The 25,815-nt window shown below is 45.6% G+C and carries 24 protein-coding genes and 1 tRNA gene; 13 read left to right on the top strand and 12 right to left on the bottom strand.

Annotation, left to right across the window (positions count from 1 at the left end; translation table 11 throughout):
• Nucleotides 1–19: 19 nt before the first annotated feature.
• From U1F02_RS00490 to U1F02_RS00500, 3 genes are all read left to right on the top strand, one after another.
• A complete protein-coding gene (locus tag U1F02_RS00490) occupies nucleotides 20–484 on the top strand; it encodes a hypothetical protein (RefSeq protein ID WP_409988389.1) in 465 nt (154 codons plus the stop codon).
• Nucleotides 478–1,164 carry an HTTM domain-containing protein gene (locus U1F02_RS00495; RefSeq protein ID WP_409988390.1) on the top strand — a complete coding sequence of 229 codons (687 nt, stop codon included), beginning with the start codon at nucleotides 478–480 and terminating at the stop codon, nucleotides 1,162–1,164. Before U1F02_RS00490 ends, U1F02_RS00495 begins: the two co-directional genes overlap by 7 nt.
• Nucleotides 1,165–1,227: 63 nt before the next feature.
• Nucleotides 1,228–2,553: an RsmB/NOP family class I SAM-dependent RNA methyltransferase gene (locus tag U1F02_RS00500; RefSeq protein ID WP_409988391.1), complete on the top strand. Its 1,326-nt coding sequence runs from the start codon at nucleotides 1,228–1,230 to the stop codon at nucleotides 2,551–2,553.
• 58 nt (nucleotides 2,554–2,611) lie between these two features.
• Here the strand turns inward: U1F02_RS00500 and U1F02_RS00505 are convergent, their stop codons facing one another.
• From U1F02_RS00505 to U1F02_RS00530, 6 genes are all read right to left on the bottom strand, one after another.
• Nucleotides 2,612–4,699 carry a hypothetical protein gene (locus tag U1F02_RS00505; protein ID WP_409988392.1) on the bottom strand — a complete coding sequence of 696 codons (2,088 nt, stop codon included), beginning with the start codon at nucleotides 4,697–4,699 and terminating at the stop codon, nucleotides 2,612–2,614.
• Nucleotides 4,700–5,045: 346 nt separating this feature from the next.
• A complete protein-coding gene (locus U1F02_RS00510) occupies nucleotides 5,046–7,349 on the bottom strand; it encodes a bifunctional serine/threonine-protein kinase/formylglycine-generating enzyme family protein (protein WP_409988393.1) in 2,304 nt (767 codons plus the stop codon).
• 100 nt (nucleotides 7,350–7,449) lie between these two features.
• On the bottom strand, nucleotides 7,450–8,316 hold the full coding sequence (locus U1F02_RS00515; protein ID WP_409988394.1) for a PP2C family protein-serine/threonine phosphatase: 867 nt from the start codon (nucleotides 8,314–8,316) through the stop codon (nucleotides 7,450–7,452).
• Nucleotides 8,317–8,487: 171 nt separating this feature from the next.
• Nucleotides 8,488–11,400, bottom strand: coding sequence for an insulinase family protein (locus U1F02_RS00520; protein WP_409988395.1), 2,913 nt, complete (start codon nucleotides 11,398–11,400; stop codon nucleotides 8,488–8,490).
• A gap of 10 nt (nucleotides 11,401–11,410) precedes the next feature.
• Nucleotides 11,411–12,031, bottom strand: coding sequence for a tRNA-uridine aminocarboxypropyltransferase (locus U1F02_RS00525; RefSeq protein ID WP_409988396.1), 621 nt, complete (start codon nucleotides 12,029–12,031; stop codon nucleotides 11,411–11,413).
• Nucleotides 12,024–12,329: a GIY-YIG nuclease family protein gene (locus U1F02_RS00530; protein ID WP_409988397.1), complete on the bottom strand. Its 306-nt coding sequence runs from the start codon at nucleotides 12,327–12,329 to the stop codon at nucleotides 12,024–12,026. The genes U1F02_RS00525 and U1F02_RS00530 overlap by 8 nt, the downstream gene beginning before the upstream one ends.
• 31 nt (nucleotides 12,330–12,360) lie before the next feature.
• Between U1F02_RS00530 and U1F02_RS00535 the strand changes: the two genes are divergently transcribed.
• The 9 genes from U1F02_RS00535 to yajC all read left to right on the top strand — a co-directional run bounded on the left by U1F02_RS00535 (nucleotide 12,361) and on the right by yajC (nucleotide 19,355).
• A complete protein-coding gene (locus tag U1F02_RS00535; protein WP_409988398.1) occupies nucleotides 12,361–12,687 on the top strand; it encodes a nucleotide pyrophosphohydrolase in 327 nt (108 codons plus the stop codon).
• A gap of 72 nt (nucleotides 12,688–12,759) precedes the next feature.
• Nucleotides 12,760–13,572, top strand: coding sequence for a methyltransferase domain-containing protein (locus U1F02_RS00540; protein ID WP_409988399.1), 813 nt, complete (start codon nucleotides 12,760–12,762; stop codon nucleotides 13,570–13,572).
• Between the two features lie 70 nt (nucleotides 13,573–13,642).
• The gene (locus U1F02_RS00545; protein ID WP_409988400.1) at nucleotides 13,643–15,388 is read left to right on the top strand and encodes a hypothetical protein; all 1,746 of its coding nucleotides are present in this window, start codon (nucleotides 13,643–13,645) and stop codon (nucleotides 15,386–15,388) included.
• 8 nt (nucleotides 15,389–15,396) lie between these two features.
• Nucleotides 15,397–15,924, top strand: a complete 528-nt coding sequence (locus U1F02_RS00550; protein WP_409988401.1) for a hypothetical protein — start codon at nucleotides 15,397–15,399, stop codon at nucleotides 15,922–15,924.
• A gap of 87 nt (nucleotides 15,925–16,011) precedes the next feature.
• A complete protein-coding gene (locus U1F02_RS00555) occupies nucleotides 16,012–17,052 on the top strand; it encodes an agmatine deiminase family protein (protein ID WP_409988402.1) in 1,041 nt (346 codons plus the stop codon).
• 40 nt (nucleotides 17,053–17,092) lie between these two features.
• A complete protein-coding gene (locus tag U1F02_RS00560) occupies nucleotides 17,093–17,791 on the top strand; it encodes a GGDEF domain-containing protein (protein WP_409988403.1) in 699 nt (232 codons plus the stop codon).
• Nucleotides 17,792–17,813: 22 nt separating this feature from the next.
• On the top strand, nucleotides 17,814–18,287 hold the full coding sequence (gene bcp, locus U1F02_RS00565) for a thioredoxin-dependent thiol peroxidase (RefSeq protein ID WP_409988404.1): 474 nt from the start codon (nucleotides 17,814–17,816) through the stop codon (nucleotides 18,285–18,287).
• 190 nt (nucleotides 18,288–18,477) lie between these two features.
• On the top strand, nucleotides 18,478–18,921 hold the full coding sequence (locus U1F02_RS00570; protein ID WP_409988405.1) for a helix-turn-helix domain-containing protein: 444 nt from the start codon (nucleotides 18,478–18,480) through the stop codon (nucleotides 18,919–18,921).
• 89 nt (nucleotides 18,922–19,010) lie between these two features.
• On the top strand, nucleotides 19,011–19,355 hold the full coding sequence (yajC, locus tag U1F02_RS00575; protein WP_409988406.1) for a preprotein translocase subunit YajC: 345 nt from the start codon (nucleotides 19,011–19,013) through the stop codon (nucleotides 19,353–19,355).
• Between the two features lie 14 nt (nucleotides 19,356–19,369).
• Here the strand turns inward: yajC and U1F02_RS00580 are convergent, their stop codons facing one another.
• The 6 genes from U1F02_RS00580 to rne all read right to left on the bottom strand — a co-directional run bounded on the left by U1F02_RS00580 (nucleotide 19,370) and on the right by rne (nucleotide 23,941).
• Nucleotides 19,370–19,702, bottom strand: coding sequence for a TusE/DsrC/DsvC family sulfur relay protein (locus U1F02_RS00580; protein WP_409988407.1), 333 nt, complete (start codon nucleotides 19,700–19,702; stop codon nucleotides 19,370–19,372).
• 1 nt (nucleotide 19,703) lies between these two features.
• Entirely contained in the window at nucleotides 19,704–20,012 is a 309-nt protein-coding gene (gene tusB / locus U1F02_RS00585) for a sulfurtransferase complex subunit TusB (RefSeq protein ID WP_409988408.1), read from the bottom strand.
• Between the two features lies 1 nt (nucleotide 20,013).
• On the bottom strand, nucleotides 20,014–20,376 hold the full coding sequence (gene tusC / locus U1F02_RS00590; RefSeq protein WP_409988409.1) for a sulfurtransferase complex subunit TusC: 363 nt from the start codon (nucleotides 20,374–20,376) through the stop codon (nucleotides 20,014–20,016).
• 13 nt (nucleotides 20,377–20,389) lie between these two features.
• The gene (tusD, locus tag U1F02_RS00595; protein ID WP_409988410.1) at nucleotides 20,390–20,782 is read right to left on the bottom strand and encodes a sulfurtransferase complex subunit TusD; all 393 of its coding nucleotides are present in this window, start codon (nucleotides 20,780–20,782) and stop codon (nucleotides 20,390–20,392) included.
• Between the two features lie 89 nt (nucleotides 20,783–20,871).
• Nucleotides 20,872–20,962, bottom strand: a tRNA-Ser gene (locus tag U1F02_RS00600).
• A gap of 153 nt (nucleotides 20,963–21,115) precedes the next feature.
• Nucleotides 21,116–23,941, bottom strand: a complete 2,826-nt coding sequence (gene rne, locus U1F02_RS00605) for a ribonuclease E (RefSeq protein ID WP_409988411.1) — start codon at nucleotides 23,939–23,941, stop codon at nucleotides 21,116–21,118.
• A gap of 859 nt (nucleotides 23,942–24,800) precedes the next feature.
• Between rne and rluC the strand changes: the two genes are divergently transcribed.
• Nucleotides 24,801–25,808, top strand: a complete 1,008-nt coding sequence (gene rluC, locus U1F02_RS00610) for a 23S rRNA pseudouridine(955/2504/2580) synthase RluC (protein WP_409988412.1) — start codon at nucleotides 24,801–24,803, stop codon at nucleotides 25,806–25,808.
• The last annotated feature ends 7 nt before the right edge of the window (nucleotides 25,809–25,815 follow it).

The raw sequence follows: 25,815 nt of genomic DNA on the forward strand, positions 1-25,815 counted from the left end.
ACTAGAACAATAATTTTCTATGTTAAATCTTATCCTTCCCGTAATTTTTCCCTCTTGGCGGTTTTTCAGTGGTATTGGTCCATCGCCACGAATTCAGTATGCCTTTTTAGAAAGTGAGTCAGCGGAGGCAGAAGAGTGGTTTGAGCTTCGTCCGCCGATTAAAGAAGTTGGCTTCAAGCGCGGGTTGTTTCGTTTATTTCACAATCCTGAGTGGAATGAAACGCTTTATATCAATACCTGCGCCGAGCGTTTGTTTGAAGGTTATTCCAATATGCGCGAGCATGAAATTATGAAGCGGCTGCTCGCCGCTGTTCGAGCTGGAGAGATTGCGGTAAAACCACATTGTGCATTTTTTACCTACAGACTCGTTGCGCTTATGCGTGAAGAGCATGGCATAGTGCAACCTGTGACTTTTACGGCGACGCCCGTTCTTATTTTGGAAGACTTACTGAAGAAGGAGCAAACGGAGGCCGATAAATGCTAATCGAGCAAGCCGTTCGCTGTTCAGAAATTATTCTTGCATTTGCTTATGCGCAGCAGAGCTTGGAATTTATTCGTGGATTACAACCGGAGAAAGCTTGGGGCTACATTCGATTTTGGCTTTCTGTATTATTGCTGTTTGGTATTTACCCAGTTGCGGTTGAAGCAGGTTTATTAATTATTGCGTGTGTTTTGTTGTACCGCTTCCAAGGCCCCTATTGTGGTGGAAGTGATTGCATGAGTGTTCTGGTGCTCTTGTGTTTGTTTTTATCTCACATCGCACCCACGCAATTCTGGCGTGAAATTGCATTAGGTTACTTAGCGTTCCAGCTAAGCTTTTCGTATTTTCAAGCGGGTTACATCAAGGTCATTAACCCTGAATGGCGAAATGGCAAAGCCTTGACTGATGTTTTTGCAATAACGGCTTACCCCGTTAGCCAAAGTGTTCGCCGTTGGTCTACCTACCCCAAGCTTATGTTTAGCATGAGTTGGGCGGTGATGATTTTTGAGCTGTTGTTTCCTCTCGCGCTCTTGAATCACTACGCACTTATTGTCGCCCTTGTAATTGCTGCGACTTTTCACTTGGCAAACGCGTGTTTGTTTGGTCTAAACCGCTTTTTTTGGATATGGCCTGCGGCTTATCCCGTCATCCTTTGGTTCCAGGCCCGCATAATGGCCACTTAATAGGGTGAGGCGGGAGCGTATCCCGCGTATACTAGGCGGCTATTTCAGTCTGTGAGCACCGCAATGGCAATCCCTAACAAAATTCCTTACGACACCCTATTTGATTTATGGCGCAATTGGTTGGCGCAGAACGAATGGGCTGCACTGGATAAATGGTTAAAAAACCAACTCCGCAAAAATACTAATCCTTATTCTGAATTCGCCACATCAAAAAACCAAAATCGTGAACTTAGCTTGTGCATGTTTTCCGCCATGCGTTACTTCCAACTTGCTTGTGCAATGGAGCATAGCTACCAGCAAAATGAAATTCCCGACTGGTCTGCGTGGGATAAGACATGGGATAAATCTAGCGCTAAAAAAATTCCTGTTGCGGGTTTTTGGTTTTGGATTGCGCTGCGCGAAAAAAATGAAAATGCAGCGCCCAAAGCCTTGCGCGATTCGGCCGCGCGCAAAGAGTGGTTCGAAAAATTAGAGAAGTATTTTAGTGTAAGTGAACAACCAGAAGATTTGCTCTTGTGGGCTGGGTTACGCCCTCAGTGGTTGGGGTTATTAGAAGAACGGAGACTAGCTTCCAATTGGACTCATGAACAATTAACAGCATTCATTGAACAGCAAAACACAACACCGCCACTGTGGTTGCGAATTCAAAAAAGTATTCCCCTAGAAGATGTTGTTAAAAAACTTCAGCAAGATTCTGTTCATGTTGAATTAGATAATGAGGGCCGTTTGTTTGCAGCGGGCGGAAAACATTTGTCCGGCGCGCAAGCTCATAAAGAAGGTTGGGTTGAAATTCAGGACTTGGCTAGCCAGCAAATTGCACTCGCGGTCGATGTAAAGCCAGGACAAAAAGTATGGGATGCTTGTGCCGGTGCAGGCGGAAAATCTTTAGCGATTGCCGCGCGGATGAACAACAAAGGTGTCGTTATAGCAACGGATCTACACGGCTATAAGTTGGACGAGTTAAAGCGCAGAAGTAAGCGCGCTGAGTTTCACAACATTCGCAGTTTTGAATGGTCTGGTGACGAGCCCTTAAGCCTACCTAAAGAGATTGCCCAACAACAAGGTTTCGATTGGGTGTTGGTGGATGCCCCCTGTAGTTCCTCGGGCACTTGGCGACGTAACCCTGATGCGCGTTGGCGTTTTAGCGCAACGGATTCACAAGAACTCGTCAGCCTGCAGCAAAAAATTTTGGGCAATGCTGTTAAAGCCGTGCGCGCCCAAGGTCATTTGGTGTATGCAACCTGTAGCTGGCAGTGCGCGGAAAATGAAGGGCAGGTTGATTGGTTATTAAATACTTACCCTGAGTTTAAGCTGGTCTACCAAAAAATGTTGGGTTCGCCCGAGCAAAATTCAGATGCCATGTTTGTTGCGGTGTTAAAGAAAGACTAAATAAAAAAGCGGAGGTATTTAGCCTCCGCTTTTTTACTACCTAATTTTAATTTCTTAATTAAGCATTTTTCGCAAAGTGAAAAATCTTAATCGTTGCTGGGGCAATCTCAAAGCGCGTTGAGCGCGCATCGAAACTTCCCTCTTGAATCACAACTTCTGGTTTTTTGCCTACTGCATTGGTTGCATCGAGGCTTTTTCCAACTAATGTCCAAGTCTTTCCTTTCGCACTTGCGCTGAAGCCTTCAAAGAATAAATCCAAACTTTGCGATGTTTCGGTGGGGTTAACCACGGCAACAGTCAGTACTTGTTCGTCTTTGGTAAGCGCTGCCATCACATCGAGTGGGTAGGTTGCACTTCCGGTATTCACTTTAGGTTGATCACCGCCGGCAGGATATTGCGGTGCCGGTTGCGGAGAATTACCGCTCACATCCACGGGAATGCTTCCGAAATGTTTGTTGTACAACTGGAATACACGACCTTTAGCACTGATTGTTGAGCCGGTAGGGTTAACGTTCATCCACGCTGTTGCCATGGTGTAGCCGGCCATATCGATGAAGTCTGTGTGCTTGAAGAACTCATGGAATGCAATCGCAACCGCCAAAGTACCTTTCATGCTGTCGCGGAAACTAAATGCCCATTCGTCAAAAAATACTTTAACTTTTCCGTCATTTAATTCGGGGAATGCTTTTTTGTATTCTTCCCACGCGTCTGCCATGGTTGCAACACGTTGAGCGGGTTGTCTTGCCCATTCCGTTAATGATTGCTTAACATCAAAAAGCTTTCCGGTTTTTAAATCAAAACGTTTATTTTCTGGAGGATAGGCGTGAGTTGCGAGAGCATCAAATTTGCCTTTGCAATATTTAAACATACCGTAGGCCCAGTCGCGCTCGGAACCCACTTTTACTTCAGGCTGACCTTCAATAAAGATGCCTTGACCTGTTGTCATTTCGTCTACAAAACCACCGGGCGCGATGATGTAAATTGATGGATCAACTTCGCGCATCGCATCTGCAAACAGGTTGTGTTTAATTACATATTGATCGCGTGACATGTGGCCGAATTGCCAGTGGCCGTACATCTCGTTACCAATATTCCAGTATTTAACTTTGTAGGGTTCTTTGCGACCGTTGGCTGCACGCTTGGCGCCCCAGAAAGTATCTGCCGCACCGTTTACGTACTCTACAATTTCCGCGCCGGAGCGCGGTTCACCGTAGCCAGTGTTTACACACCAGTAAGGCTCGCAGTTAATAAGCTCACACATATGCAGCAGCTCATCCAAACCTGCGTCGTTAGGTTGTAATGCTTTCCAAACGGGATCAAAAATCGGTGGACGTTTGTCTTGATCACCAATCGTATTTTTCCAGTCGTAAGCAGAAATAAAGTTGCCGCCGGGCATACGTAAAATTTTGCAGTCCATCTCTTTCATCAATGCGATTGTGTCCGCACGGAAACCATTGATGTTATCCGCAGGCATCAAAGAAACGGCACCTACGCGGAAACTACCTGAACCTGTTGCAGTAATTTCTAAGCGCGCTTCAGTTGTGTCGGTTTTGGCTGTGAATTTTAAGGGTGCAGTGTTCCATTCTTTGGATGCATTTACTTTCACGGTTTGTTTATTTTTGCCTTCAACCAGCGTTACCGAAATATCCGTATCTTGCTCGGCGCTAATGACAATTCTACCGCTGTAAGCTTTGCCACCAACGAGTCCAATGTGCGACTGAGCAATACCTGTTGGTGAAGAGGACAATTTAATTTTCGGACTGTGTTTACCTACGTAAGGATGAGCTTCATCCATTGAAATATCGGAAACGGAACCAACAGCTGTCCATTTATGAATGTAAGCCATAGAAGCACGGAAGTCCGCTGGATCCGGTTTTGGTTCTTCAGCAGCTAAAACGCCGTAATAAAATTTGCGGTCATGCAAGACTTCAGCCCACATGGTGTGGTTAATAATATTGGCGCCGTGCTCAAGGAACCCACCGTAAATATAGGGATTAATGGGTGGAAATTTTTTGTTGGTATTAATTACGCCTTTTAGTGGTGCTGATGTTGAAGCTACAGCATAGGATGGAATACTCAAAGCACCTGCAAGGCCTGCAGTTCCCAAAAGCATATTTCGTCTGGTGATTGCTGATAATTTATCCACGTTGTTCTTCCTAAAAGTTATTTTATAAAAATATGACAGGTTTCGGGCTCGTTTTTTTTGAATCAAAAAACTAATTTTTTAAAGCTTGGGCGGAGATACACAGGGGCTGTTTAAAGCTGTATTTGACGCTTTATTTATAGGGCAAATTGATGTTGGTTATTGCCCACTTGTGTTTAAATGCTAACAGCAATGCTTATACATTACTATAGTAATTCTATAAGACAAATTGATTGAAAATAAAAAGTCGCGTAAAGATTTGCAGACGAATTATTCAAAAAATATGGAAGCTTTTGCGAGGGGTAGACGGGTTGAAAACTCTATGTCATCGACCCGTCGGCTTATCGAGTTAATTCAATTCCATGACAACGCGGAATCCCAAGGTTTCATTGAGATATCCAGACGGAATATTATCGCGTGCGCTAGTGCTCAAGTGCTGCACATTATCTTTGGTGGAACCACCACGAACAACGCGCCCCGTACATTGTTTCTCTTCCGCAGCCGCGCCAGTGCTACTGGCATTATTGTAATTATCCTGATAACAGTCTTGTACCCATTCAGATACGTTGCCCGCCATGTCGTATAAGCCAAATAGATTGGGTGTGTAATTTCCTACCGGAGCTGTTTTGCTTCCAAAGAGTCCAGAGAAATTGCTCAAGCAACCGCGACGGCAATTTGCTTTGCCTTTTGCTTCTGCTTCATCTTCACCCCACCAATAGGTGGTGCTTGTTCCCGCGCGAGCTGCGTATTCCCATTCGGCTTCCGTAGGCAGCCTGAATTTCTTACCGGTGGTTTTGCTTAGCCATTGTGTATAAGCCAATGCATCGTTCCAGCTCACATGTATTACAGGGCGATCTTCGCGTCCCCAACCGTTGTCTCCTGGCAATGGCTTGTTGGTGGACTTCGCAAAAAAGTCATATTCCTCGAAGGTGACCTCGTATTTGCCGATTGCAAAGGCTTTGAGAGTTACCTTGTGAGCCGGTGATGAATGAAGATTGCGATCATTACCCATGGTGAAACTTCCTGCAGGGATTCTAATCATTGCAGGTGCATTTTTTCCACCGTAAACAATATTCGGGATAGTTGCTTTTGCCGGATTGCTAACATCAGGTTCAGCTTCGAGTGTGAAAGTAGCTTTCAATGCGTCGTTTTTTATTTCCAACCACTCGGTCTTGGTTTTGTAACCCGATTTGGATACTTCGATATTGTATCGGCCTGAGGGGAGGGTAATGCCTTCTTTATATTTTGCGGGAATATTTAATAAACGTATGCGTGCATCTTCCGGTATTACCTTTACTGAAAGTGTATAGGTTGCGACGGAGCTCGATGAGGATTGGCTTGATGAGGATTGAACCAAAGATGATTGACTTGATGCATCAGAAGAAATCGCTTCAGACGAAACTGCCGCGCTCATTGCCAGCGATGAACTTACGCTCGATGACACGGAAGACACCGCCATTTTTTTAAGGGTTTGAGGCGGAGCAACTTTTGGCGATGAAATAAAAATACTCGCCGTTGTCTGCAAAGGTGTTTTGAGAAATGCGGGAAATTGGTTAACTTGTCGCTTGAAGCTAGAGACGAGTAAAACGCTGAGTAGACACCAAAGCGCAATTGTAATTAAGGCAATCAATAAGATTCGTGAGGCGCGTTTACCCGTTTTGAAAAGCAGCGGGTTTATGTGAGTTGCTTGTTGTATGCGTGTTGCAAAAATCGTCGGTGCTATTTCACTGCCGAACACGGAGTCGTTAAAGGATTTACGTGTGTGGAAGCCTTCCTCTTTATTCCAACGCAAATTGATTAATCGATTCCAGCGCCATCTTATTGCGTGAGCTGTTGCCGCAAGCAATGCACGAATTAATGCCATTACCGATAAATCTTCCGGTGTGGCAGACGGCACATAAGGTGTACGCGCGGCTGCATCCAATTGATCGATTGCTTCGCTTACCTCTTGGCCCGACTGAAAACGGTCAGTAGGATCTTTCGCCAAAAATTTCTCAAGCATTTTTTGATAGGCTTGATACTGCGGCGGTAATTTTGGAATTGGTGCGCTTATGTGCTTTAACGCGATGGTAACTGTATCTTCACCTTGGTACGGCAAAAAACCGGTTAGCATTTCAAAAAACAAAACACCCAAACTGTATAGATCTGAGCGCGCATCTACTGTTTGTCCGCGCGTTTGTTCCGGGCTCATGTAATGCGGTGTTCCGACGACTGTACCAACGTGCGTCATGCGCGAAACACCCACAATGCCCTTTGCAACACCAAAGTCAGAAAGAACGGCGGAGTTGTCAGCACGGAATAAAATATTTTCAGGTTTTATATCGCGATGGATATAGCCTTTTTCATGAGCATGGTCGAGTGCGTTAGCAATTTCTTTGGTGACTCGCAGTGCTTCTTCTGCGGTCATTCCTTTAATCATTTTGTCGTGTACAGAACCATTGGGTAAATAATCCATGGCAATGTAATTTAAATCGTCGGCACGACCAATATCGTAAATTGCGACAATGTTGGGATGCGATAACTGGCCGACAATGGTCGCCTCACGCTGAAAACGCTCACTAAACGCGGGGTCGCTGGTGAGGCTGGGATTCATGACCTTAAGTGCGACAATACGCCCCACGCTAATTTGAATTGCGAGGTAGACGGTGGACATTCCGCCCTGATTTATTTTTCGGATTATGCGATAACCCGGTATTTGTAGTGCCATATTGTGCTTGGTTTCTTTTTACGTTTATTGCAACGAAATAATCAAATTATCTAAGCGTATTTATTAGCAATCCCAACAAAATGGTGATTGCGCTAAAAAAAATAATTGCGTCCCAGGTTCGATTGTTTGTAATTGACGGAATCCAATTCCAAAACCGGCTGCTAAGTGAGTCCGCCACGAGAGGAGATTCAATTATTTGTAAGGTAATGTTGTCGCGCCCGCCGTTGGTAAGTGCTTCATGCAATAGCTGGTCCACAGCCGTTAGGCTATTCGGGCTGTGCTCCAGAATTTGTGCAATGGATTCATCACTAAGCTCATCGGTTAAGCCATCGCTGCAGAGTAAAATCCACTGATCCTTTTGCCATTGCCCCTGTGTAATATCCACCTTAACCTGCGAGAGTTCTTGCATACCTAAGCATTGGGTAATGATATTTTTATCGGGGTGTGTTTCGACTTCTTCTGCTGTAATCGCGCCGGAGGTATAGAGCATCTGTACATAGGAATGATCTGTGGTTAGACGGGTAAGCTTCCCTCCGTTATCATCCGGCGACCAAAGATATGCGCGACTATCGCCAACCCAAGCGATCTGGTAATTTTTTTTCTGGCTAAGTAGGGCAACTACCGTAGAGCCCATGCCGATGGCGCCGATTCCTTTGTCGGCAGAGCTGAGGATTTCTTCGTGGGATTTTTGGATGGCATCTTGCAAGCTGAATGCTCTGCCTGCTTCAGCCAGCTTTTCGAAAGTTTCACGGACTATAGCGCTGGCAACTTCACCGGCATCATGGCCACCCATACCGTCTGCAACAACCCATAGATCCACGTCAGGAGCGCTTAGAAAACAATCCTCATTGTTTTCGCGCTTAAGACCCGGGTGAGTCGCTGCACTGTATTCGAGTGGGTGGACAAGCATCATGCTAAGGCTCAGTTATTAAGATTATTACGCCATAATCGCCGATTGTGGATTTTTTTGCCATGGTTCATCCGTGCTTTTTGCGAACGCCTTCAAAGCTTTAGAATAGCTGAGGGCTAATTTTTCTTTAAAGACGGTCGGCAAAAGTTTAATCAGGCAGGTCTTGCCGAAGTCTTACAATTGGTGAATTTCAAGCCCCAGCGATTGCAACTTCTCTTGCTGTCCGGCGTGGCTCAAAACACCTATGCTGGCTCGCTCGGGAATCAAATAGTGCTTCGCAACACGCAAAAGATCGTCAATGGTGACTTGCACAATGCGACTTCTGAATGCTTCACGCTTCTCACGGGTACGACCAAAAAGTTCGGCCTGATAGGTTGTTTTCGCCTCACCAGCGGGTGATCCGGGTTTATCGATGCTGCCGATAACACCGAGAATGGCCTCCTCGAGCGCTTGATGGCTATGTTTTGTTTCCTGCAGCCACTTCAAACACTCATCGAAATCGCCGAGAGTTTCGGTGAGACGCGGGTCGCGGTACGAATAGAAGCGGAATGCAGCGATGGTATTGTCCTGACTTGCTCCACCGCCATAAGCACCACCTTGCTCGCGAATGGCGCGATGTAAATAACCATTTCGTAAAAATCCACCCAAAACGGTTAAAGGTGCTGCATCAGGATGATCGGCCGGAACGGTTGGGTATGCTTTTGCACAAAAATTCACTTGCGTATTGGTTAACCAGGCTTGCTTTATTTGCTCAGCCACTAGGGGAAATTTAAAACGTTCAAAGGGGCTTGTGTTGGTTTGTGCTGGCCATAGTACGGCCAAGGTTGCGCGATATGTATCCAAATGCTCTTCTTCGCCCACAATAAGAAATTGCAAAGGTGCGTTCAGCATAAGCTGATGGATTTGCATAAGGTTTTGCGCGAACTCACGCAGTTTAGCCTTGTCATCGAGCTGGTTATCTATAGATTTAAGTTCGGCGATGCCCGTTAATCCGCCTAACTCGTGCGCGAGCTTTGCAGCTGGGCTCATACCTGCGCTGGCTAATGTCATTGCCAGGCTGTGCCCGTGTCCTGTTACACCTTGCTCTGAACGCGCACGCTTCTGCGTGATTAATTCGCGCAAGCGCTCATGTTCGTCAAAACGAACTTCTTTCAAGGTCGCCTTCATGAGTTCGCTCATGGCGACTTGATTTCGGTTTAAGGCTTTTGCAGACAGGGTGATGTAAGCATCAATTTTTTGTACATCATCGCCAGTTCCACGAATACTACTGAAAGCGCGAATGCCGCCAACGACTTCAGCTTGCCAGCGCTGAACATCAAGATAATTTTTCTCGCCTAACGCCAACTCTGTTATAAAAGAACAATAAAAAGGTAGGAGTTTAATTTGTTCTCTTGTGAGCTCGGGCATCCGGAAGGTGATTTGCTGATACACCAGTCCATTGGTTCCTGCGCTGTAGCAGCGCAATGGATAATCATTGAAGGATTCGTGAGTGCCGGGTGTGTAATGTAAATGTTTAGGAATATCCTCCAACCCAACTTTCGGAAGAATCGTTTCGTCATCTTCTTGAAGTTGGCGCGCTTGCAATGCATGCGAACGAGCGATGATATTTTGTTTATCTGCCGCAGATAATTGGGATTTAATCTTTGCGAGCTGTGTTGATTCCGCCAGTTGAATACGAGAATTCAGTTGCGTATCCGGCTTCATGATCAAACGAACGCGATGGTTATTATCCAAGAGCCATTTCTTAATCAAATTCGAAATGAAATCCGGTTGTTTGATTTTCTCATGAAGCTTTTTAAGAGCAGCATCCATATCAAGAAGCGCAATTGGATCACCGCGATGAGTTGCAGACGTTAAACTTGTTAAAATTAACTGCAAACCATAAGGATAGCCATCACCACCAACCTCGCGCTGCTGCAGTTCAAGTTGATGCAACGATGCTTCGATTTGGCTCAAGGGAATTCCGTCTTCGGCTACAGTTTTCAACGTTGAAAGAATTAACTCTTCTACCTTGTTCGCATTTTCCAGTAAGCAACCTTCGAGACCGCAAACAAACGCCATTTCGCGCGAGGAATCATCCATTCCGCACAAGGGGGAGGGCGCTTGACCCAAGTCTGTCGTTTCCAATACCTGTTGTAGGGGAGAGGCAGAGTTATCCAACAAAATATTGGAAAGCAACTGCGCTTCAAGGCTCTCCTCTAGATCTGTGGTTTTACCTAATAGCCACGCCAGCACAATGTGGTTTTTGTTGGCGAGGTCGTCATCGTCTTCTGCGGGATAAAATTCTTCCACTGCAATTGGTGAGTGATAGCGCTTTTCATCGGGTACGCTGATAATAGAGTCCAGTTTTTCAAAACGGGATAAAGCTTGGGTTTCAAATTTTTCCTGATGTACTTGCGCAGGAATATTGCCGTAGGTCATAAAAATCGCATTACTGGGATGATAGTGTGTGCGATAAAAATTCTTCAATTCCTGATAGGTCAATTTTGGAATATCTTCGGGCTCGCCGCCGCTGTTGAAATGATAAGTGGTCGTGGGATAAAGATATTTACAAAGCGTGTGCCAAAGCTGTGAAGGAACAGAACTCATGGCACCTTTCATTTCATTGAACACAACACCTTTATAAACCAAGTCAGAGTTTGGGTTGTCTGCTTCAGCGAATTCAATGCGATGACCTTCTTGTGCGAAATCGAGCTCATCTAGACGCGAGAAAAAAACCGCATCCAGATATACGTCCAACAAGTTATTAAAATCTTTTTGATTTTGGCTCGCAAAAGGGTAGGCAGTCCAATCAGAACTGGTAAACGCATTCATAAAGGTATTTAACGAACGACGTACCATCATAAAAAACGGATCGCGTACTGGATATCTTTCGCTACCGCACAGTGCGGTGTGTTCTAGTATGTGAGCTACACCCGTTGAGTCATGCGGAACTGTACGTAAAGCGACCAAAAAAACGTTCTCTTGGTTATCCGCTACCAAATGTATGTGCTGCGCCCCCGTCACTTTGTGGCGATACTCTTCAACGCTGATTTTTAACGCGTCGATTGTTTGGCTGCGAATAAATTCAAAAGCGGGATGGGTCATAATTTTTCCGTCATTGGGATGATGGTAAGAATGTGTGTTGTTCTGCGACAAATGCAGCAAAGGCACTTAACACGGGAGAATAATCCACCCTGTTGGCCTCGAGATTTTGCAAAGCGTAACAACTTGCCTCCAAGCTGGAAAGTTGATTTTTTTTATGTGCTTTGCGGATGGTGTATTGTGACGCGGGACAGTCGTCCAAACTCAACCGTGGCATGGTTTCCAAAAAAGGATTTAGAAAGAGCATCTTCCGGCTTTTCCGCCAAGTGGCGTCCAAAATCCAGAGTCGAAACGGGCGTGAATCATCTGGCTTATGAGCGAGTGCGTAGGCCGAAGTGTCCAAAAGAGAGTTTCTTGATAAAGCATCCTCTGGTTCGCTTGGGTAAAGTAAAATCTCGCGAAAGCTCCCCGATTCGGACAACTCAGTTAATCTATCGCCAAACTGCTCTCCCTCCATAATTTGGCTGTTTTTTGTGCACAAATGTAAAAGTCTTCCCGTGTTTTTCGCTTCATATACTTCCAGTGGGTGCTGCAAGATAATCAGAGGCACAAGGTTTTCAACGACTTGAATATGTTTGCAAACACAGGTTTTAACAGGGCGCAAACACTGGGTACATCTGTGGCGTTTATTCATGATTGAATCCATAGATGCTTAGTAGATGCGCAGTAAATTCGCTATGAACAAGAACCAGTTCCTCTTTTTTTGACTTGGGTAGCGTCTTAATGAGCGCTTCCTTTTTGCTGGCTCCACTGCGATTGGCGTGTTCCTCTAAAAACACCAATGAATCGGGTGTTTGTGTTCTAAAATAACGTGCACCTCCCTTGCCACTCTTATGTTGCCGCCACCGTCTTTGGATATCGGTTGTAATGCCAGTGTACAATTGGCCATCAAGGGTGCGAATCATATAAACCAACCAATTTTTCGCGTTCATCTGAGGATGCCAATTCCTGTGGGGAAAGATAATGGAAGCGGAGCTGTTAAACCTTGCGGAGATCAATCGTGAATTTCGCGCAATTGCGGCCGTGAAATCCTGGCAAGAATACCATAATCCTAAAAATCTGGCCGTGGCTGTAGCTGTAGAAGCAGGTGAGTTGTTAGCGGAGTTTCAATGGTTAACACCGAGCGAGTCAGTCAATATGGATAACGAAAAGCGTGAAAAAGTCGGGGATGAAATTGCCGATATACTCATGTATTTGACAGAGCTGAGCCGGCGGCTGGATATCAATTTAGCGGACGCAGTGGCCAGCAAAATCGAAAAGAATAAGCGTAGATTCATGCAATTAAAATAAAAATTCATGCGATTAAATAAAGATACGTGCAATTAAAAATATACCTAATATTAGAAGCCGAAGAGATAAGCAGTGAAACAAGCTAATAATCAGGATCGAAATTTTGATGATCTCGCCAAGCGATTTAAAAAAAACATTTATGGTGGGCTCAAGGGCAATATTCGTTTGTCGGTGCTTGAACGTGATTTTCGCGAATGTTTTCCGTTTTTGCCTTTTGGCGCAGAAAGCTCGAAAACCGGGCTTCGTGTGTTGGATGCAGGTGGCGGACAGGGGCAATTTTCCTTGCAGTTTGCCAGGGCACGCCACTCGGTCGTTATTTGTGATATATCGTCCGAAATGCTGAAGCTTGCAGCGCAGGAAGTGACTGAGAATGGTCTAGACTCTTATGTAAAATTGCTTCACTGCCCAATTCAGGATGTTGCGAGTTACTTTCCCGACCCGGCAGATAAATTTGATTTGGTGGTTTGCCATGCTGTCATGGAGTGGGTGACTAAGCCTGCTGAATTGCTAAGCTGCTTGCTTGAACAATTGAAGCCTCAGGGGTACTTGTCGCTCACTTTCTATAATTTACATTCGCTGATTTACAAAAACTTGTTGCGTACAAATTTTAAGAAAATTCAACAAAGAGATTTCGGCGGGAAAAAGGGCAGCCTTACGCCTATCAATCCCTTAGACCCGGAGCTGGTTTTTGGTTGGTTACATGAGCTGCCTGTTAAGATTCTGGCAACCAGCGGAATACGTGTGTTTCACGATTATATTTTTAACGAAAACGACCGCGAGCGAGACCCCGAAAATCTCATCGCGCTTGAGTTGGAGTTTTCGCGTAAGCAACCTTATCAAATGCTCGGACGTTATATTCACGTCCTTGCGCAAAAAAATTCTTAATCGAGCAGCTGGCGCATTGAAGGCTGTAAAACTACGATTGAGAGCTTTTCAGTTTAATTGGGAGCTAAATATGCAGCCGATTGTCCGGTCATTTGTTTTTGGGTTGCCATATGCAGTTCTACTTGTGTTTTTGTTTGCGCTTTCTGCGTGTGGCGGTGGGGGAGGAGGAAATAACAATCAATTTAATTCAGTCTCACAAAACTCTGTCTCATCTCTTGGTTCGAGCTCGTCATCCGTTTTATCTGTATCTTCTATCGCCAGTTCAACCACTAGTTCATCATCTATAAGTTCAAGCTCATCCCAAATTTTTGTTAATTTGAGCGGCAATATTACTTACGATTTCGTTCCACACAATTCCAATCACGTGGGGTTGAATTACTCCGCGATTGAACAGCGTCCTGTTCGCGGCGCCGCTATTGAAGCTCTCGACGATACTGGAAAAACGCTAGCAGCTTCTTCTACCGGAGAAGACGGTGGTTACAGCTTCACATTACCGCAAAATACCGTGGTAAAAATCAGAGTTAAAGCACAGCTCCTAAAAACGGGGGGCACAGCGTGGGACTTTAAAGTGACTGACAATACATCGAATAATGCTTTGTATGTGTTGGATGGAAATCTGGGTTCTGTAGGCTTTCAAAATTCAAAGCGTAATTTAAACGCTGGCTCGGGGTGGGATGGTACAACATATTCTGCGGTGCGTGCTGCCGCACCTTTTGCAATGCTGGACAATATTTACGACGCGGCAAATCGTCTCTTAGCTGCCGGTAACACCAAGGCTTTACGTCCTTTGGAGCTGCGTTGGAGCACGAAAAACTCGGCGGCAGATGGCGATCTTACACTTGGCGAGATAGGCACAAGTTTTTACGATGGATTTTCAATTTACATATTAGGTGACACAGATCACGATACAGATGAATACGATGCACACGTATTATTGCACGAGTGGGGACACTACATAGAACGCCAACTTTATCGCTCAGATAGTATCGGCGGTTCGCATTCCGACGGCGATTCTTTGGATATACGCGTAGCCATGTCAGAAGGTTTTGCCAACTCTTTCTCGGGAATGATGCTCAATGACGTGAATTATGCGGATGCTTTTGGCGAGGCGCAAAAGCAAGGCTTCTTTTTTAATATTGAACGAAAAAGCTTGCTAAATAAAGGCGCTTTTAATGAACGTTCTGTAGGTTCTGTGTTATTTAATTACTACGCCAGCGCCGATAATAAAATCGCTAATGATTACACGCCAATCCATACAATTTTAAGCAGTGACGCCTATATAAAAGGGGAGTCCTTTGCAAGCATCTACTTGTTCGCCCAGCGGCTGGGTGAATTATTTTCTACACAAAAAAATTCATTTATGGGTTTGCTTAACGGGCAGGAGATTTTTGGCACTGATGAGTATGCGCGCAACGAATCCAATAGCGGTGGGTCAGTATATGTCTTACCTATATATAAAGAGCTTGCGCCAAATAATACGTCAGTTAATGTTTGCAGCTCTACTGAATTTGGTAAAAACAATAAACTCGGCAATGCTCAGTATTTAAAATTAAGTATTTCCCAAGCGGGTGTTTACAATATTCGGCTCAATAAATCAGGCGGGGTAGATGTTGCTACCAAGCCCGAGTTTATTCTGTACTTCAAAGGAATCCCCCAGTTTTATCTCGCAAATACCCAACCGGATTTAATCGCTGGAAACCTCAACCTCGCCCAAGGTAATTACCTACTTGAGGTTTATGATGCAAACAATCGGGATGCAAAAAATACTGACTCCAATACAACTTGTTTTGACGTTCGTGCAACAGCCAATCTGTAGGTAAAATTATGAATATATTCAGCTCCCGTTTTTTGGTTGTCTTGGTATTGCTGCTACCGCTTCTTTCTGGTTGTACAGAAAAGCCGGCTCAATCCTCCGTAATCGAACCCGCGTATAAGAAGCATGCAAAATCCGGCGCTGCAGTTAAATTAATTTCTGATTCGATTATTCGCGTGAGCCCAAACGAGATCATAGACTCGGAGCTTTTGCTTGCAACCGGCGATAGCACGGGTGAATTGTATATTGCACTTTCAACAACGGAGGGATTGGAGTTATTAGATGGGAAACGGCAGCTTAACGTCCAACTCAATGATAGCAAGCTGGTGAAAATCCCCGTCAAGCTAAGAGCCTTGCGCAATGGTCGGTTCTATTTGCATATGCAGGTCACTGCGGAGACAGGCGGTTCGTTGTCTTCGCGGAGTCTGGCATTGATAGTTCAATCAGGGCCGGAGGTTCAAAAAGCTACCCAATTTCAAAAACCCGCGGGTGAAAACATTATATCAATGCCTGCGCAGGAAACTCGCTCAACTCCTTAATTTACGCCTGTAGAATAGTGCGTAGCTCCGTTATAGCGGCTCCGTTATAATTGGTGAAATTTTTCTGTTTATTGAGGTTTTCCAGTTATGACAAGTCCACGTCTTCCCGCTGAATGGGAGCCACAGGATGCAATTTTTCTCGCGTGGCCTCACAAGAGTACGGGTTGGAAAGGTCGCTTGGACGAACTAGAACAGCTTTACGAAGCGCTAGTATCCGTGATTTGTGATTTTGCAGATCTCGTTATTGCAATTCCGGAATCCGAAATTGAAGGCGTTCGTAAAAGGCTCTCCGCCATGGATATACCCTTGGAGTATGTCTATTTTTATCCCGCAATATCCAACGACACTTGGGCTCGCGATTTTGGCCCGATCACCGTTCAAACTGAAGAGGGAATGAAGCTACTCGATTTTAGTTTCAACGGCTGGGGGCAAAAGCACGTTTTCGATTTAGATAACCGCCTTACACAATCTCTATTCGAGCAAAATGCGTTTCCGTCTGCTCATTATGAGGCCGTTGATTTTGTGCTCGAGGGTGGATCTATCGAATCCGATGGCAATGGAACCTTGTTAACAACGCAGTCATGTTTACTGAATAAAAACCGTAATCCGAATTTTTCCAAAGAGCAGATAGAACAACAGCTAAAAAATTCTCTCGGCGTAAAAAAAATTAATTGGCTGCAATCTGGCTACCTGGCCGGTGACGATACTGATGGGCATGTCGACGTTTTAGCAAGATTATGCCCAAACAATACCATTGTTTACACAGCTTGCGATGATGAGCAAGACGAGCATTATGCGTCATTGAAACAAATGGAAAATGAGCTTAAGGCTATGACCAATGCGGATAATGAAGCTTATCGCTTACTTCCATTGCCTTGGCCAGGTGCTAAGTTTGGTGACAGCGATCAACGCTTACCTGCGAGTTATGCTAATTTTCTCATAGTCAACGAAGCCGTTCTGGTGCCTATTTACGATGCTTTGAGCGATGAAGATGCGCTTGATGTTATTTCACAAGCTTTTCCTGGTTACGAGATCTTTGGAATTCCCTGTTTGTCGCTCATTGAACGTGGCGGCAGTTTACACTGCATAACCATGCAGTTGCCTGAAGGTGTGCTCTTGCAAGCCTAAAAGTGAGTGTTTCAAACTCCTATTTAAATGAGTTATGGGTATGACGGAACCAGCCTCAACGAGCGATAAAAAAAGTTTATTATGTAAGCGCAGTAACGATACTTGCCAGTTTCTAAATGAAATTGTTGAGTTGCGCAAAGAAGTTAGCTCCCTCACGGAGCTCGTACGTACGGACGCTCTCACCGGTTTGTACAATTTTCGTTTTTTTAACGAAACTCTAGCTTTGGAAATGGAGCGCACCCGTCGTGGGACTCAACCGCTTTCGATGATTCTGCTTGATATAGACCATTTCAAAAAATTTAACGATAAATGGGGGCACGAGCTGGGTAATCACGCCTTGATTCATATAGCTCGGCTCATAAAAGTCGCCATACGAAAACTGGATTTTCCTTGTAGGTTCGGTGGAGAGGAATTTGTCGTATTGCTTCCCAATACAGATTTACGGCAAGCACTGAGTGTTGCGGAGCGGGTGCGAGAATTAATTGAGACGAGCCCGCTCTCGGTAGATGGTCAAGCGCCCATTTCAATTACCGCTAGTATAGGTGTGGATCAGTTTACCTCTGCACACACTGAGAGTTGTGAATCATTCATCCGCCGGGTGGATGCATGGCTTTATAGATCCAAAGACAGCGGACGCAATCTGGTTTCCTATCCAGACCTCAGAGGGTTGCGCAAGCTGGATTCGGTTACCCAAGAAGAAAAAAATGCCCTCTTCGGTGCGGTAGGTAACGAAGATTAAGGCGCAACGAGGTTAGAATTTCATGGCATTCCCAAAGATCGGAAACATAGCACCGAATTTTTCGCTGAAGAATCAGTCCAACGAGGTTATTCAGCTTAAGGATTTGAAGGGTAAAAGTAATGTCCTTGTATACTTTTACCCCAAAGCGGATACCCCCGGTTGCACGGCTCAGGCTTGCGGGATGAGGGATTATCACGAGGAGCTCAAACGGCTTAACACAAGGGTTTTGGCTATTAGTCCCGATAGCCCGGCCAAGCTTCAGAAGTTCGACACCAAATACAATCTGGATTTTGATTTGTTGTCAGACGAGGATCATGCGGTCGCGGAGCTTTACGGTGTTTGGGGGTTGAAGAAGTTTATGGGGCGAGAGTTTATGGGAATTATTCGAACCAGCTTCGTCATTGACCAAAGTGGCCGGTTGGTGAACATCCTTGAAAAGGTGAATACCAAGACCCACGGTGATAAGGTGATTGAATATATCAAAAGTCTCTTATAATTCCGGTTTGATATATTTGTCACAAAATTAAATAATGCTAGGCATTCTGTACACCCCCTTTAGTGGGGATCGGTTTGTATTGGCTATAATCTCAACAAGTGCAAAGGCGTGCCTTGATGATACATGCAGTAACTTAGTTTTTAACCAAGTTTATTAAACACCATGCCTGGTGGCGTAAGGAGAGGCCTGAATGATTCAGCTACAACGTAATTACCGTAACGATATAAGTTCATCTGAAGGTGAATTCAGCCAATCAGATATACGTTCTTATGAAGAGTACTTGTCCTTGGCAAGAATTCCTCACTGCGAAGGCGTATCTGCCCGTGTTGTAAACGCATTGCACGCTAGGGTGGGGCACTCCGATTTATCTATTGATAAAATCGCCGAAGATATTGGATTGTCAAAACGCACGCTGCAAAGACGCTTACAACAACAAAACGCAAATTTTGCTCAATTGCGTGACGACGTAAGATTCCATTATTCAATCAAATATTTGATTGACGATCACATGAGCGTTGATCTCGTTTCCAAAGCTTTGGATTTTTCTGATCGCACCAGCTTTACCAACGCTTTTAAACGTTGGACAGGGCTTTCTCCTAGCGTATTCCGTAAACTTTTCCGCGATTACGCTTAATATCTTCTCACGCCGCTAACTGAGAGCGCTAATTGCTTGCCCTAGGTAAAACGGGTAGAGTTAGCGCTTTTAATTGTTAGGGGTTTTCCATGAGTTTCTTTGTTTCTTCCGCTGTTGCACAAACTGCTGCCCAAGCTAAACCTGCGGGCTTTGATCCCGTCATGTTAATCATGATGGTTGGTATGTTTGCGTTTATGTATTTCTTTATTATTCGCCCACAACGCAAGCGTCAAAAAGAGCATCAGGATTTAGTGAGTGCTCTGGCGAAAGGTGATGAAGTGGTAATGACAAGCGGCATGCTTGGGAAAGTTGTAAAAGTAGACGAGAACTATGTTGTAATCGAAACAGGCAACAACATCGAACTCAAGTTTCAAAAAGTTGCTGTACATGCAGTTTTGCCAAAAGGCACCATCAAGTCGATCGAAGCAGCTTAATTAGCTGTTTCACCTCAAAGGCAATTCGCCGGTTTAGGTAGCCCTGCAATTTTGCTCACAAGCTTCGCAGGGCTAACTGGAAACAGTTGAAGCAAATAAACACTTTTTCCTTTCTCTGAACCAAGAGTTTGTTCGGTTCGCTTTACCAGCGCGCGCATAGATGGAGAGATTTGAAAAGTTTTATAGAAATCTCTCACCAAATAAATAATCTCCCAGTGAGCATCGCTCAAGCTTATAGATTCATTTTGTGCGAGAGATCTTGCCACAGCTTCATTCCAATCGAGCAGATTGACCAAGAAACCCTCTTTATCTAATTCGATAGCTTTTCCATCCACAACCAATTGCATGTTAATACCAACTTTGCACGCAGTTGTGCTCAATACTCAGTTGGACAAATCCGTTGTAATCAATTTGCTGCACGTCGCCGCGCAATTTGAGTTGTAAGCCACGCGCATTTACATCGCCCGCAAGCACATAAACTTTTATACCTGCGTTAATGAGCACGGTCAGCTCTTCTGCACAAGGCGCAGAGCCTAGGGCTCCGAATACGCCATCTTCCAGCAACAATATACCGTCTTTGCTTCCGCATACTTGCAAGCATGAGGCGAGGGTTGTGTGTGAAAAAGGCGATTTATTTATGGTGTGTAAGGTGCTCATATTAAAAGCTCAGCAGCTGATCTTGCTGTGCCAGTAAACTGCTGATAGCGGCGCTATCAATAATCTGGACACTATCTAAAACAAGTTCATTTATTGTTATTTGTCGTTTTATTAGCGATTCATAGTGTACATAAATCGAATTAATTTCATAGAGCGGTAGTACGGGTAAAATTGCCGAGAAACTTTTCTGTGCAATCTCTTGGGGCTCTTGATTTGCGAGCAGCTGGAAAACTCCATCGTCCATAAAGAGTAAGCTTAATTTTTGATCATAGGCCGAGGCAGCGAGCACTGCATCTAATGCATCTTTGGCGAGTGATGAACCGTAAGGTGCGTGGCGGCTAATAAAAAGAATTTTCTTTTGCATAGTTCTTATCACCCTAGCTTCCAAATGTGACAAGACGATCGGATACAACAGCTGCATCTACCAATTGACCAAGCCCGCTAATCTCAAATCCCTCTGCCAGATTGGCTGCTGGTTTGTCGTAACGCGAAGCTTCTTGTTCATTCAGAAGGCCACGCTTCAGTGCCGCAGCGATGCACACAACTAAGTCAACATCATATTTGTTGGCGAGCGATTGCCACGCTTCTGTGAAATGAAACTCATCTTGTTGTGGTGTGCTAAGCGAAGATGCAGCATGAATTGCATCATGGTAAAAAAAGACACGGTAAAGTTTGTGGCCATTTTGCAGCAATGCTAAGGCAAAACGGTATGCGCTATTGTTAGCTTGAGAAGAATAAGGCGCTGAATAGATCGCGAGAGAAAAAATCATCGTAACTCAATGCTGATGATGGATGAGAGCAGCAGTGTAAGTTAAGCCGTGCAAATAAAAAAGGCACCATAAATGGTGCCTTTTAAATATGGCGGAAGGGCAGGGATTTGAACCCTGGGTGGGCTATAAACCCACGCCGGTTTTCAAGACCGGTGCATTAAACCACTCTGCCACCCTTCCGTTGAGGCGCAAATTATACATAGGTTTTTCAGATCAGCAATAGAATCTATATAAAAAATTCCCTATAAAACAAAGATTTTTTTAATTACTTATCCAGAAAAACAAAAGCCGAGCAAACTGCTCGGCTTTTGTACAAAAACGAATAATTAAAATTTATTCATTGCTCTCTGTCGTTGAGCGCTCTTGCTTTGCAAGGCGTGGATCATTTGCAGGGCGAGCAATAGGGCGCGGGTTGTGCTCTACGCTTGGTGGCAAACTAGTATCCAATGCACGCGCTTGTTGACGCACTGGAGCTTCAGTCACGATTTGGATGTTGGCTACTGGTTTTGGTGCACGACGAGGATCATTGCTCGCACGCTCAACAACACCTTCAACTTCTACTGCAGCTGAAACAGGTGCTGCTGAAGCTTCAACCTTCGGTGTTGATTCTTCTTTTGAAGCTGAAGCAGCTACTTGTTGTGTAGCGAAAGCGTCCGCAGTGGCAGCCACTACTGATGATTCAACGACGAGGTCAGTTGTGGGGCGTAGGACTTCGGCAGGTGTTGCATCAGATTTAACGGCTTTGGTTTCAGCAATAGCAGCAGCTAGGTTAGATTCTAACGAAGAGAAATCTTCTTTGGCTGCTGGTGCTGATTCAACCGGTGTTACAGCTTTCGATGCTTCAGCGACAGACGTTTGAGCTGCTAGTACTGGGCTGGCCTGAGCAGCTTCTTGTGCATCAATTGCAATGTTTACTTGTTTATTCAGTTCAGCGGTTTCTGGTGTGATGAACTCAATTTCCGCTTGTTGCTCGGTTGATGGATCGGCAGTTACAACCTCATCACGACGTGAGCGGCGACGCTGTTGCGAGCGTGTGCGACGGCCAGCAGGGCGTTTGGCTGGACGATCGTCATCACCTTCAAATTGCTCAACGTCCGCATCAGCAACAACTGAATTGTTTTCAACGATATCCTCCACCGGAGCCTGCGCTTGGCGACGCGGATCGCGTGACTCCCGGTTTTGGCGATTACGGTTGTTACGGTTTTCGCGCTGTTCACCGTTGGCCTCGTTGTTATCACGTTGTCCATCGCGCTGAGAATCACGCTGATTGCGTTGTGGGCGCTGTTCACGTGCTTCGCTTTGATCACGTTCAGTACGAGCGCTCACGTTATTGCGATGTTCCAGATTATCGCTAATTTCATTGCTGTCTTTGCGTTCACGGCGACCGCGTGTGTCGCGACGGTTACGGCTTTGGCCATTGCGGCTACGGCTATGACCGCGGTTACTATCGCGTTTTGTGCTCTTTTCTTTTTCTTCGCTTTCGCCACCAAAAATAGAGCTAAGCAAGCGGGAGAACCAGCCTTTTTCCTTCACAACAGGTTGCTCTGGAGCAGGTTGAGTTGGTGCGGTGGGTTGCACGGCAGGCTTGTTGACCACCAAAGGTTTGGCATTAATTTCCTGCTCATCTTCTTTGGATTCGTCGATGTGCGACACGATTTTATAGCTGGTTTCCAATGTGCCTTCATCATCATCACGCAGGCGTTGTACTTCAAAGTGCGGCGTCATCATATCTGCGTTGGGTACAATCACCACGCGGGTATTGTTGCGCATTTCGATGCTGGAAATGGTTTTGCGTTTTTCGTTTAGCAAATAAGTGGCAACCGAAATTGGGCAGATTGCGCGAATCTCAACGCTGCGCTCTTTTTGCGCCTCATCTTCTACCAAACGAAGGATAGAAAGTGCGAGAGAGCGAGTGCCACGAATAGTGCCTTGGCCTTCGCAGCGTGGGCAAACTTTGGAGTGGGTTTCACCCAAAGATGGACGCAGACGTTGGCGTGACATTTCCAATAAGCCGAAGCGAGAAATTCGACCAATTTGCACGCGAGCGCGGTCCATCAACAGTGCATCGCGCATACGGTTTTCAACTTCGCGTTGATTGCGTACAGCTTGCATATCGATAAAGTCGATAACAACCAAACCGCCCATATCACGTAAGCGCAACTGACGAGCGATTTCGTCTGCCGCTTCCAGGTTGGTTTGAAGGGCTGTTTCTTCAATATCGCCGCCTTTGGTTGCGCGCGATGAGTTGATGTCGATCGCCACCATAGCTTCGGTAACATCGATCACAATAGAGCCGCCTGACGGAAGCTTAACTTCGCGTTGGAAAGCGGTCTCAATTTGGCTTTCGATTTGATAGCGGTTAAACAGCGGAATGTCGTCTTGGTAGAGCTTCACTTTGCTGCGGTAGTTTGGCATGACTTGTTGGATAAAGCCGGAAGCTAAGTCGAATGCTTCTTTGTTATCCACAAAAATTTCGCCGATGTCCTGACGCAAGTAATCGCGGATTGCTCGGATGATGACGTTACTTTCTTGAAACAGGAAGTTAGGAGCAGGGTCCTTTTTCGCTGCAGCGTCAATCGAATCCCAGAGTTGTAACAAATAGTTTAAGTCCCACTGCAATTCTTCAGCACTACGACCAACACCAGCGGTGCGGATAATAACGCCCATCCCAGAAGGAACTTCAATTGCGCCAAGCGCATCTTTAAGGTCCGCACGCTCTTCACCCTCAATGCGGCGAGAAATACCACCAGCGCGAGGGTTGTTGGGCATAAGCACCAAGTAGCGGCCGGCCAAACTGATAAATGTGGTTAACGCAGCGCCTTTATTCCCGCGCTCTTCTTTATCCACTTGAACAATCACTTCGGTGCCTTCTTTCAGCACGTCTTTGATTTTAATGCGGCCTTCAGAGTCGCCAGGATTTTTGGTGAAGTATTCGCGGGAAATTTCTTTGAGGGGAAGGAAGCCGTGACGCTCCGCACCGTAGTCGACAAATGCAGCTTCAAGGCTGGGTTCTACGCGGGTGATTCGACCTTTGTAGATGTTTGATTTTTTTTGTTCGCGATTGCGATTCTCAATATCCAGATCGTAAAGCCATTGGCCATCGACCAGAGCAACGCGCAACTCTTCAGGTTGGGTTGCGTTGATGAGCATTCTTTTCATGTTGTACCTAATCATGTGGTAATGCGCAGCAGAACCAAGGGTTAGGTTAATGAAAATGCTTTGTGCAACCGTATGGACTATTGCGCTACAAATTTGCTCGCAATAGCGGTTGGTGAGGGCAGGATAATCGCTCTTCAGCGCCTGCGTTTTAAAGCAACTTGGGTTGCTTTAGCCCCATTTAACTCGCGGAGGTAAATTACCTTACATCTACTTGTTGTTGGCGTAATCGCGTTGTATTGGCTGGCGCTTTGGCCAGTTAGCAAATGGCGTTCATCCATTTGCGACACAGCTTAAACAGCTGAACCTACTCGACCTATCTTTCATAGCTGCGCAATTTGCGCGCTCTGCGTAAGGGTAAGCGGGTTAGGAGTGGTGCGCTATAGTGACTTTTTTATCGTCTTTATAGTGGCTAGATGCACGACTCACGTTTAAAGAATCAAAATGTCTCGGATTAATTGAGCGCCTCACAAGGTGCGCGCTTCGAATCCATTTAACAATTACGAATTAACAAATAGAAAGCAGAGTTCAACAAAACATTCAAACTAACAATAACGACTCGATTAAACAGCGCGATTGTTAAGGTGCCTAAACTACTCATAGCTTGGTCACCAAGTCGGTTTCGCTCGTAATCCAACGTGCCTTTTGCTCTAGGGCATGACAATGCCGGATCACTCTACTGTCAGCGGTATTTCCTCGCGGTGCGCCTTAGCTCGGTGAGTTGGATGCATTTTGAGCATCGAACTTTAAGCAGCTGCGCGACCCGGAAACCAGCCTGGATCAGCCGCTTGACTATAGCAGCTATCGGCATTTCCAGCAATCTCAAGTGCTTAGCGCGCTTGCTTAAGGTATTATGCGCGCCATGAAGACATCAAAACCTCCCCAAAAATCCACACCTGATCAAGGACTCCCCACGCAAGTCGCTTTCGTTTCTATCGATGAGGAGCAAGCCGGGCAGCGCCTGGATAACTTTTTAATGGCTCGCCTAAAAGGTGTTCCCAAATCCAAAGTCTATAACGTGATCCGCAAGGGAGAGGTCAGGGTTAATAAAGGTCGCACCAAGCCAGATTACAAAATCTGTAAGGGTGACGAGATTCGAATCCCTCCTATCCGAATTTCTGAGCGCGAGCCTGTCGCTAAAGCCAGTAACACCATGACCAAGCTGCTCGATTCGTCCATTCTGTTTGAGAATGAAGGTTTGCTGGTCATTAACAAGCCACCTGGGTTGGCAGTCCACGGTGGAAGCGGGGTGAGCTTGGGTTTGATTGAAACCTTGCGCCAAATGCGACCCGATGCACGTTATTTGGAGCTTATCCACCGTCTTGATCGTGATACATCTGGCTGCATCATGGTGGCCAAAAAGCGCAGCATGCTCCGGCATTTACAGGCCGCTTTGCGCGAAAAGAACACGAGCGGTATAACCAAGGTGTATCAAGCGCTGGTGATTGGAGAGTGGCCCAAAAGCTGTCGTCGAGTGGATGCGCCCTTGCTCAAAACGGAAGTTGCTGATGACGAGCGTATCGTTCGTGTTCATGCAGATGGCAAGCCTAGTTTGACTGAGTTTAAATTGCTGAACTCATTCGACAAATGTTCGTTGGTTGAGGCTCGCCCGATAACGGGTCGTACGCATCAAATTCGTGTCCACGCGCAATATATGGGGCACGCCCTCGTAGGTGATGAAAAATATGGCAGCGATGAATTTAATGCGCAGATGCGATCGATCGGTTTGAAGCGTTTGTTTCTACATGCAGCGGAGCTCGGGTTTTACCTTCCTGACGCAAAGGAAAAAACGATAGTAAAAGCTCCACTAGCCGCTGATTTAGCCGCGGTTATCGAAAAACTGTCGGACCCAAAGACCACTAGCCAATAGCTTACCG

This window comes from Cellvibrio sp. (assembly GCF_046347455.1).
Classification (GTDB): Bacteria; Pseudomonadota; Gammaproteobacteria; order Pseudomonadales; family Cellvibrionaceae; genus Cellvibrio.

Excerpts from the sequence above, each read along its gene's own strand:
- U1F02_RS00490 (WP_409988389.1), top strand. The coding sequence starts at position 20 with ATGTTAAATCTTATCCTTCCCGTAATTTTTCCCTCTTGGCGGTTTTTC.
- U1F02_RS00495 (WP_409988390.1), top strand. The coding sequence starts at position 478 with ATGCTAATCGAGCAAGCCGTTCGCTGTTCAGAAATTATTCTTGCATTT.
- U1F02_RS00500 (WP_409988391.1), top strand. The coding sequence starts at position 1,228 with ATGGCAATCCCTAACAAAATTCCTTACGACACCCTATTTGATTTATGG.
- U1F02_RS00510 (WP_409988393.1), bottom strand. The coding sequence starts at position 7,349 with ATGTCCACCGTCTACCTCGCAATTCAAATTAGCGTGGGGCGTATTGTC.
- U1F02_RS00515 (WP_409988394.1), bottom strand. The coding sequence starts at position 8,316 with ATGATGCTTGTCCACCCACTCGAATACAGTGCAGCGACTCACCCGGGT.
- U1F02_RS00520 (WP_409988395.1), bottom strand. The coding sequence starts at position 11,400 with ATGACCCATCCCGCTTTTGAATTTATTCGCAGCCAAACAATCGACGCG.
- U1F02_RS00525 (WP_409988396.1), bottom strand. The coding sequence starts at position 12,031 with ATGAATAAACGCCACAGATGTACCCAGTGTTTGCGCCCTGTTAAAACC.
- U1F02_RS00530 (WP_409988397.1), bottom strand. The coding sequence starts at position 12,329 with ATGAACGCGAAAAATTGGTTGGTTTATATGATTCGCACCCTTGATGGC.
- U1F02_RS00535 (WP_409988398.1), top strand. The coding sequence starts at position 12,361 with ATGGAAGCGGAGCTGTTAAACCTTGCGGAGATCAATCGTGAATTTCGC.
- U1F02_RS00545 (WP_409988400.1), top strand. The coding sequence starts at position 13,643 with ATGCAGCCGATTGTCCGGTCATTTGTTTTTGGGTTGCCATATGCAGTT.
- U1F02_RS00550 (WP_409988401.1), top strand. The coding sequence starts at position 15,397 with ATGAATATATTCAGCTCCCGTTTTTTGGTTGTCTTGGTATTGCTGCTA.
- U1F02_RS00555 (WP_409988402.1), top strand. The coding sequence starts at position 16,012 with ATGACAAGTCCACGTCTTCCCGCTGAATGGGAGCCACAGGATGCAATT.
- U1F02_RS00560 (WP_409988403.1), top strand. The coding sequence starts at position 17,093 with ATGACGGAACCAGCCTCAACGAGCGATAAAAAAAGTTTATTATGTAAG.
- bcp (WP_409988404.1), top strand. The coding sequence starts at position 17,814 with ATGGCATTCCCAAAGATCGGAAACATAGCACCGAATTTTTCGCTGAAG.
- U1F02_RS00570 (WP_409988405.1), top strand. The coding sequence starts at position 18,478 with ATGATTCAGCTACAACGTAATTACCGTAACGATATAAGTTCATCTGAA.
- yajC (WP_409988406.1), top strand. The coding sequence starts at position 19,011 with ATGAGTTTCTTTGTTTCTTCCGCTGTTGCACAAACTGCTGCCCAAGCT.
- U1F02_RS00580 (WP_409988407.1), bottom strand. The coding sequence starts at position 19,702 with ATGCAATTGGTTGTGGATGGAAAAGCTATCGAATTAGATAAAGAGGGT.
- tusB (WP_409988408.1), bottom strand. The coding sequence starts at position 20,012 with ATGAGCACCTTACACACCATAAATAAATCGCCTTTTTCACACACAACC.
- tusC (WP_409988409.1), bottom strand. The coding sequence starts at position 20,376 with ATGCAAAAGAAAATTCTTTTTATTAGCCGCCACGCACCTTACGGTTCA.
- tusD (WP_409988410.1), bottom strand. The coding sequence starts at position 20,782 with ATGATTTTTTCTCTCGCGATCTATTCAGCGCCTTATTCTTCTCAAGCT.
- rne (WP_409988411.1), bottom strand. The coding sequence starts at position 23,941 with ATGAAAAGAATGCTCATCAACGCAACCCAACCTGAAGAGTTGCGCGTT.
- rluC (WP_409988412.1), top strand. The coding sequence starts at position 24,801 with ATGAAGACATCAAAACCTCCCCAAAAATCCACACCTGATCAAGGACTC.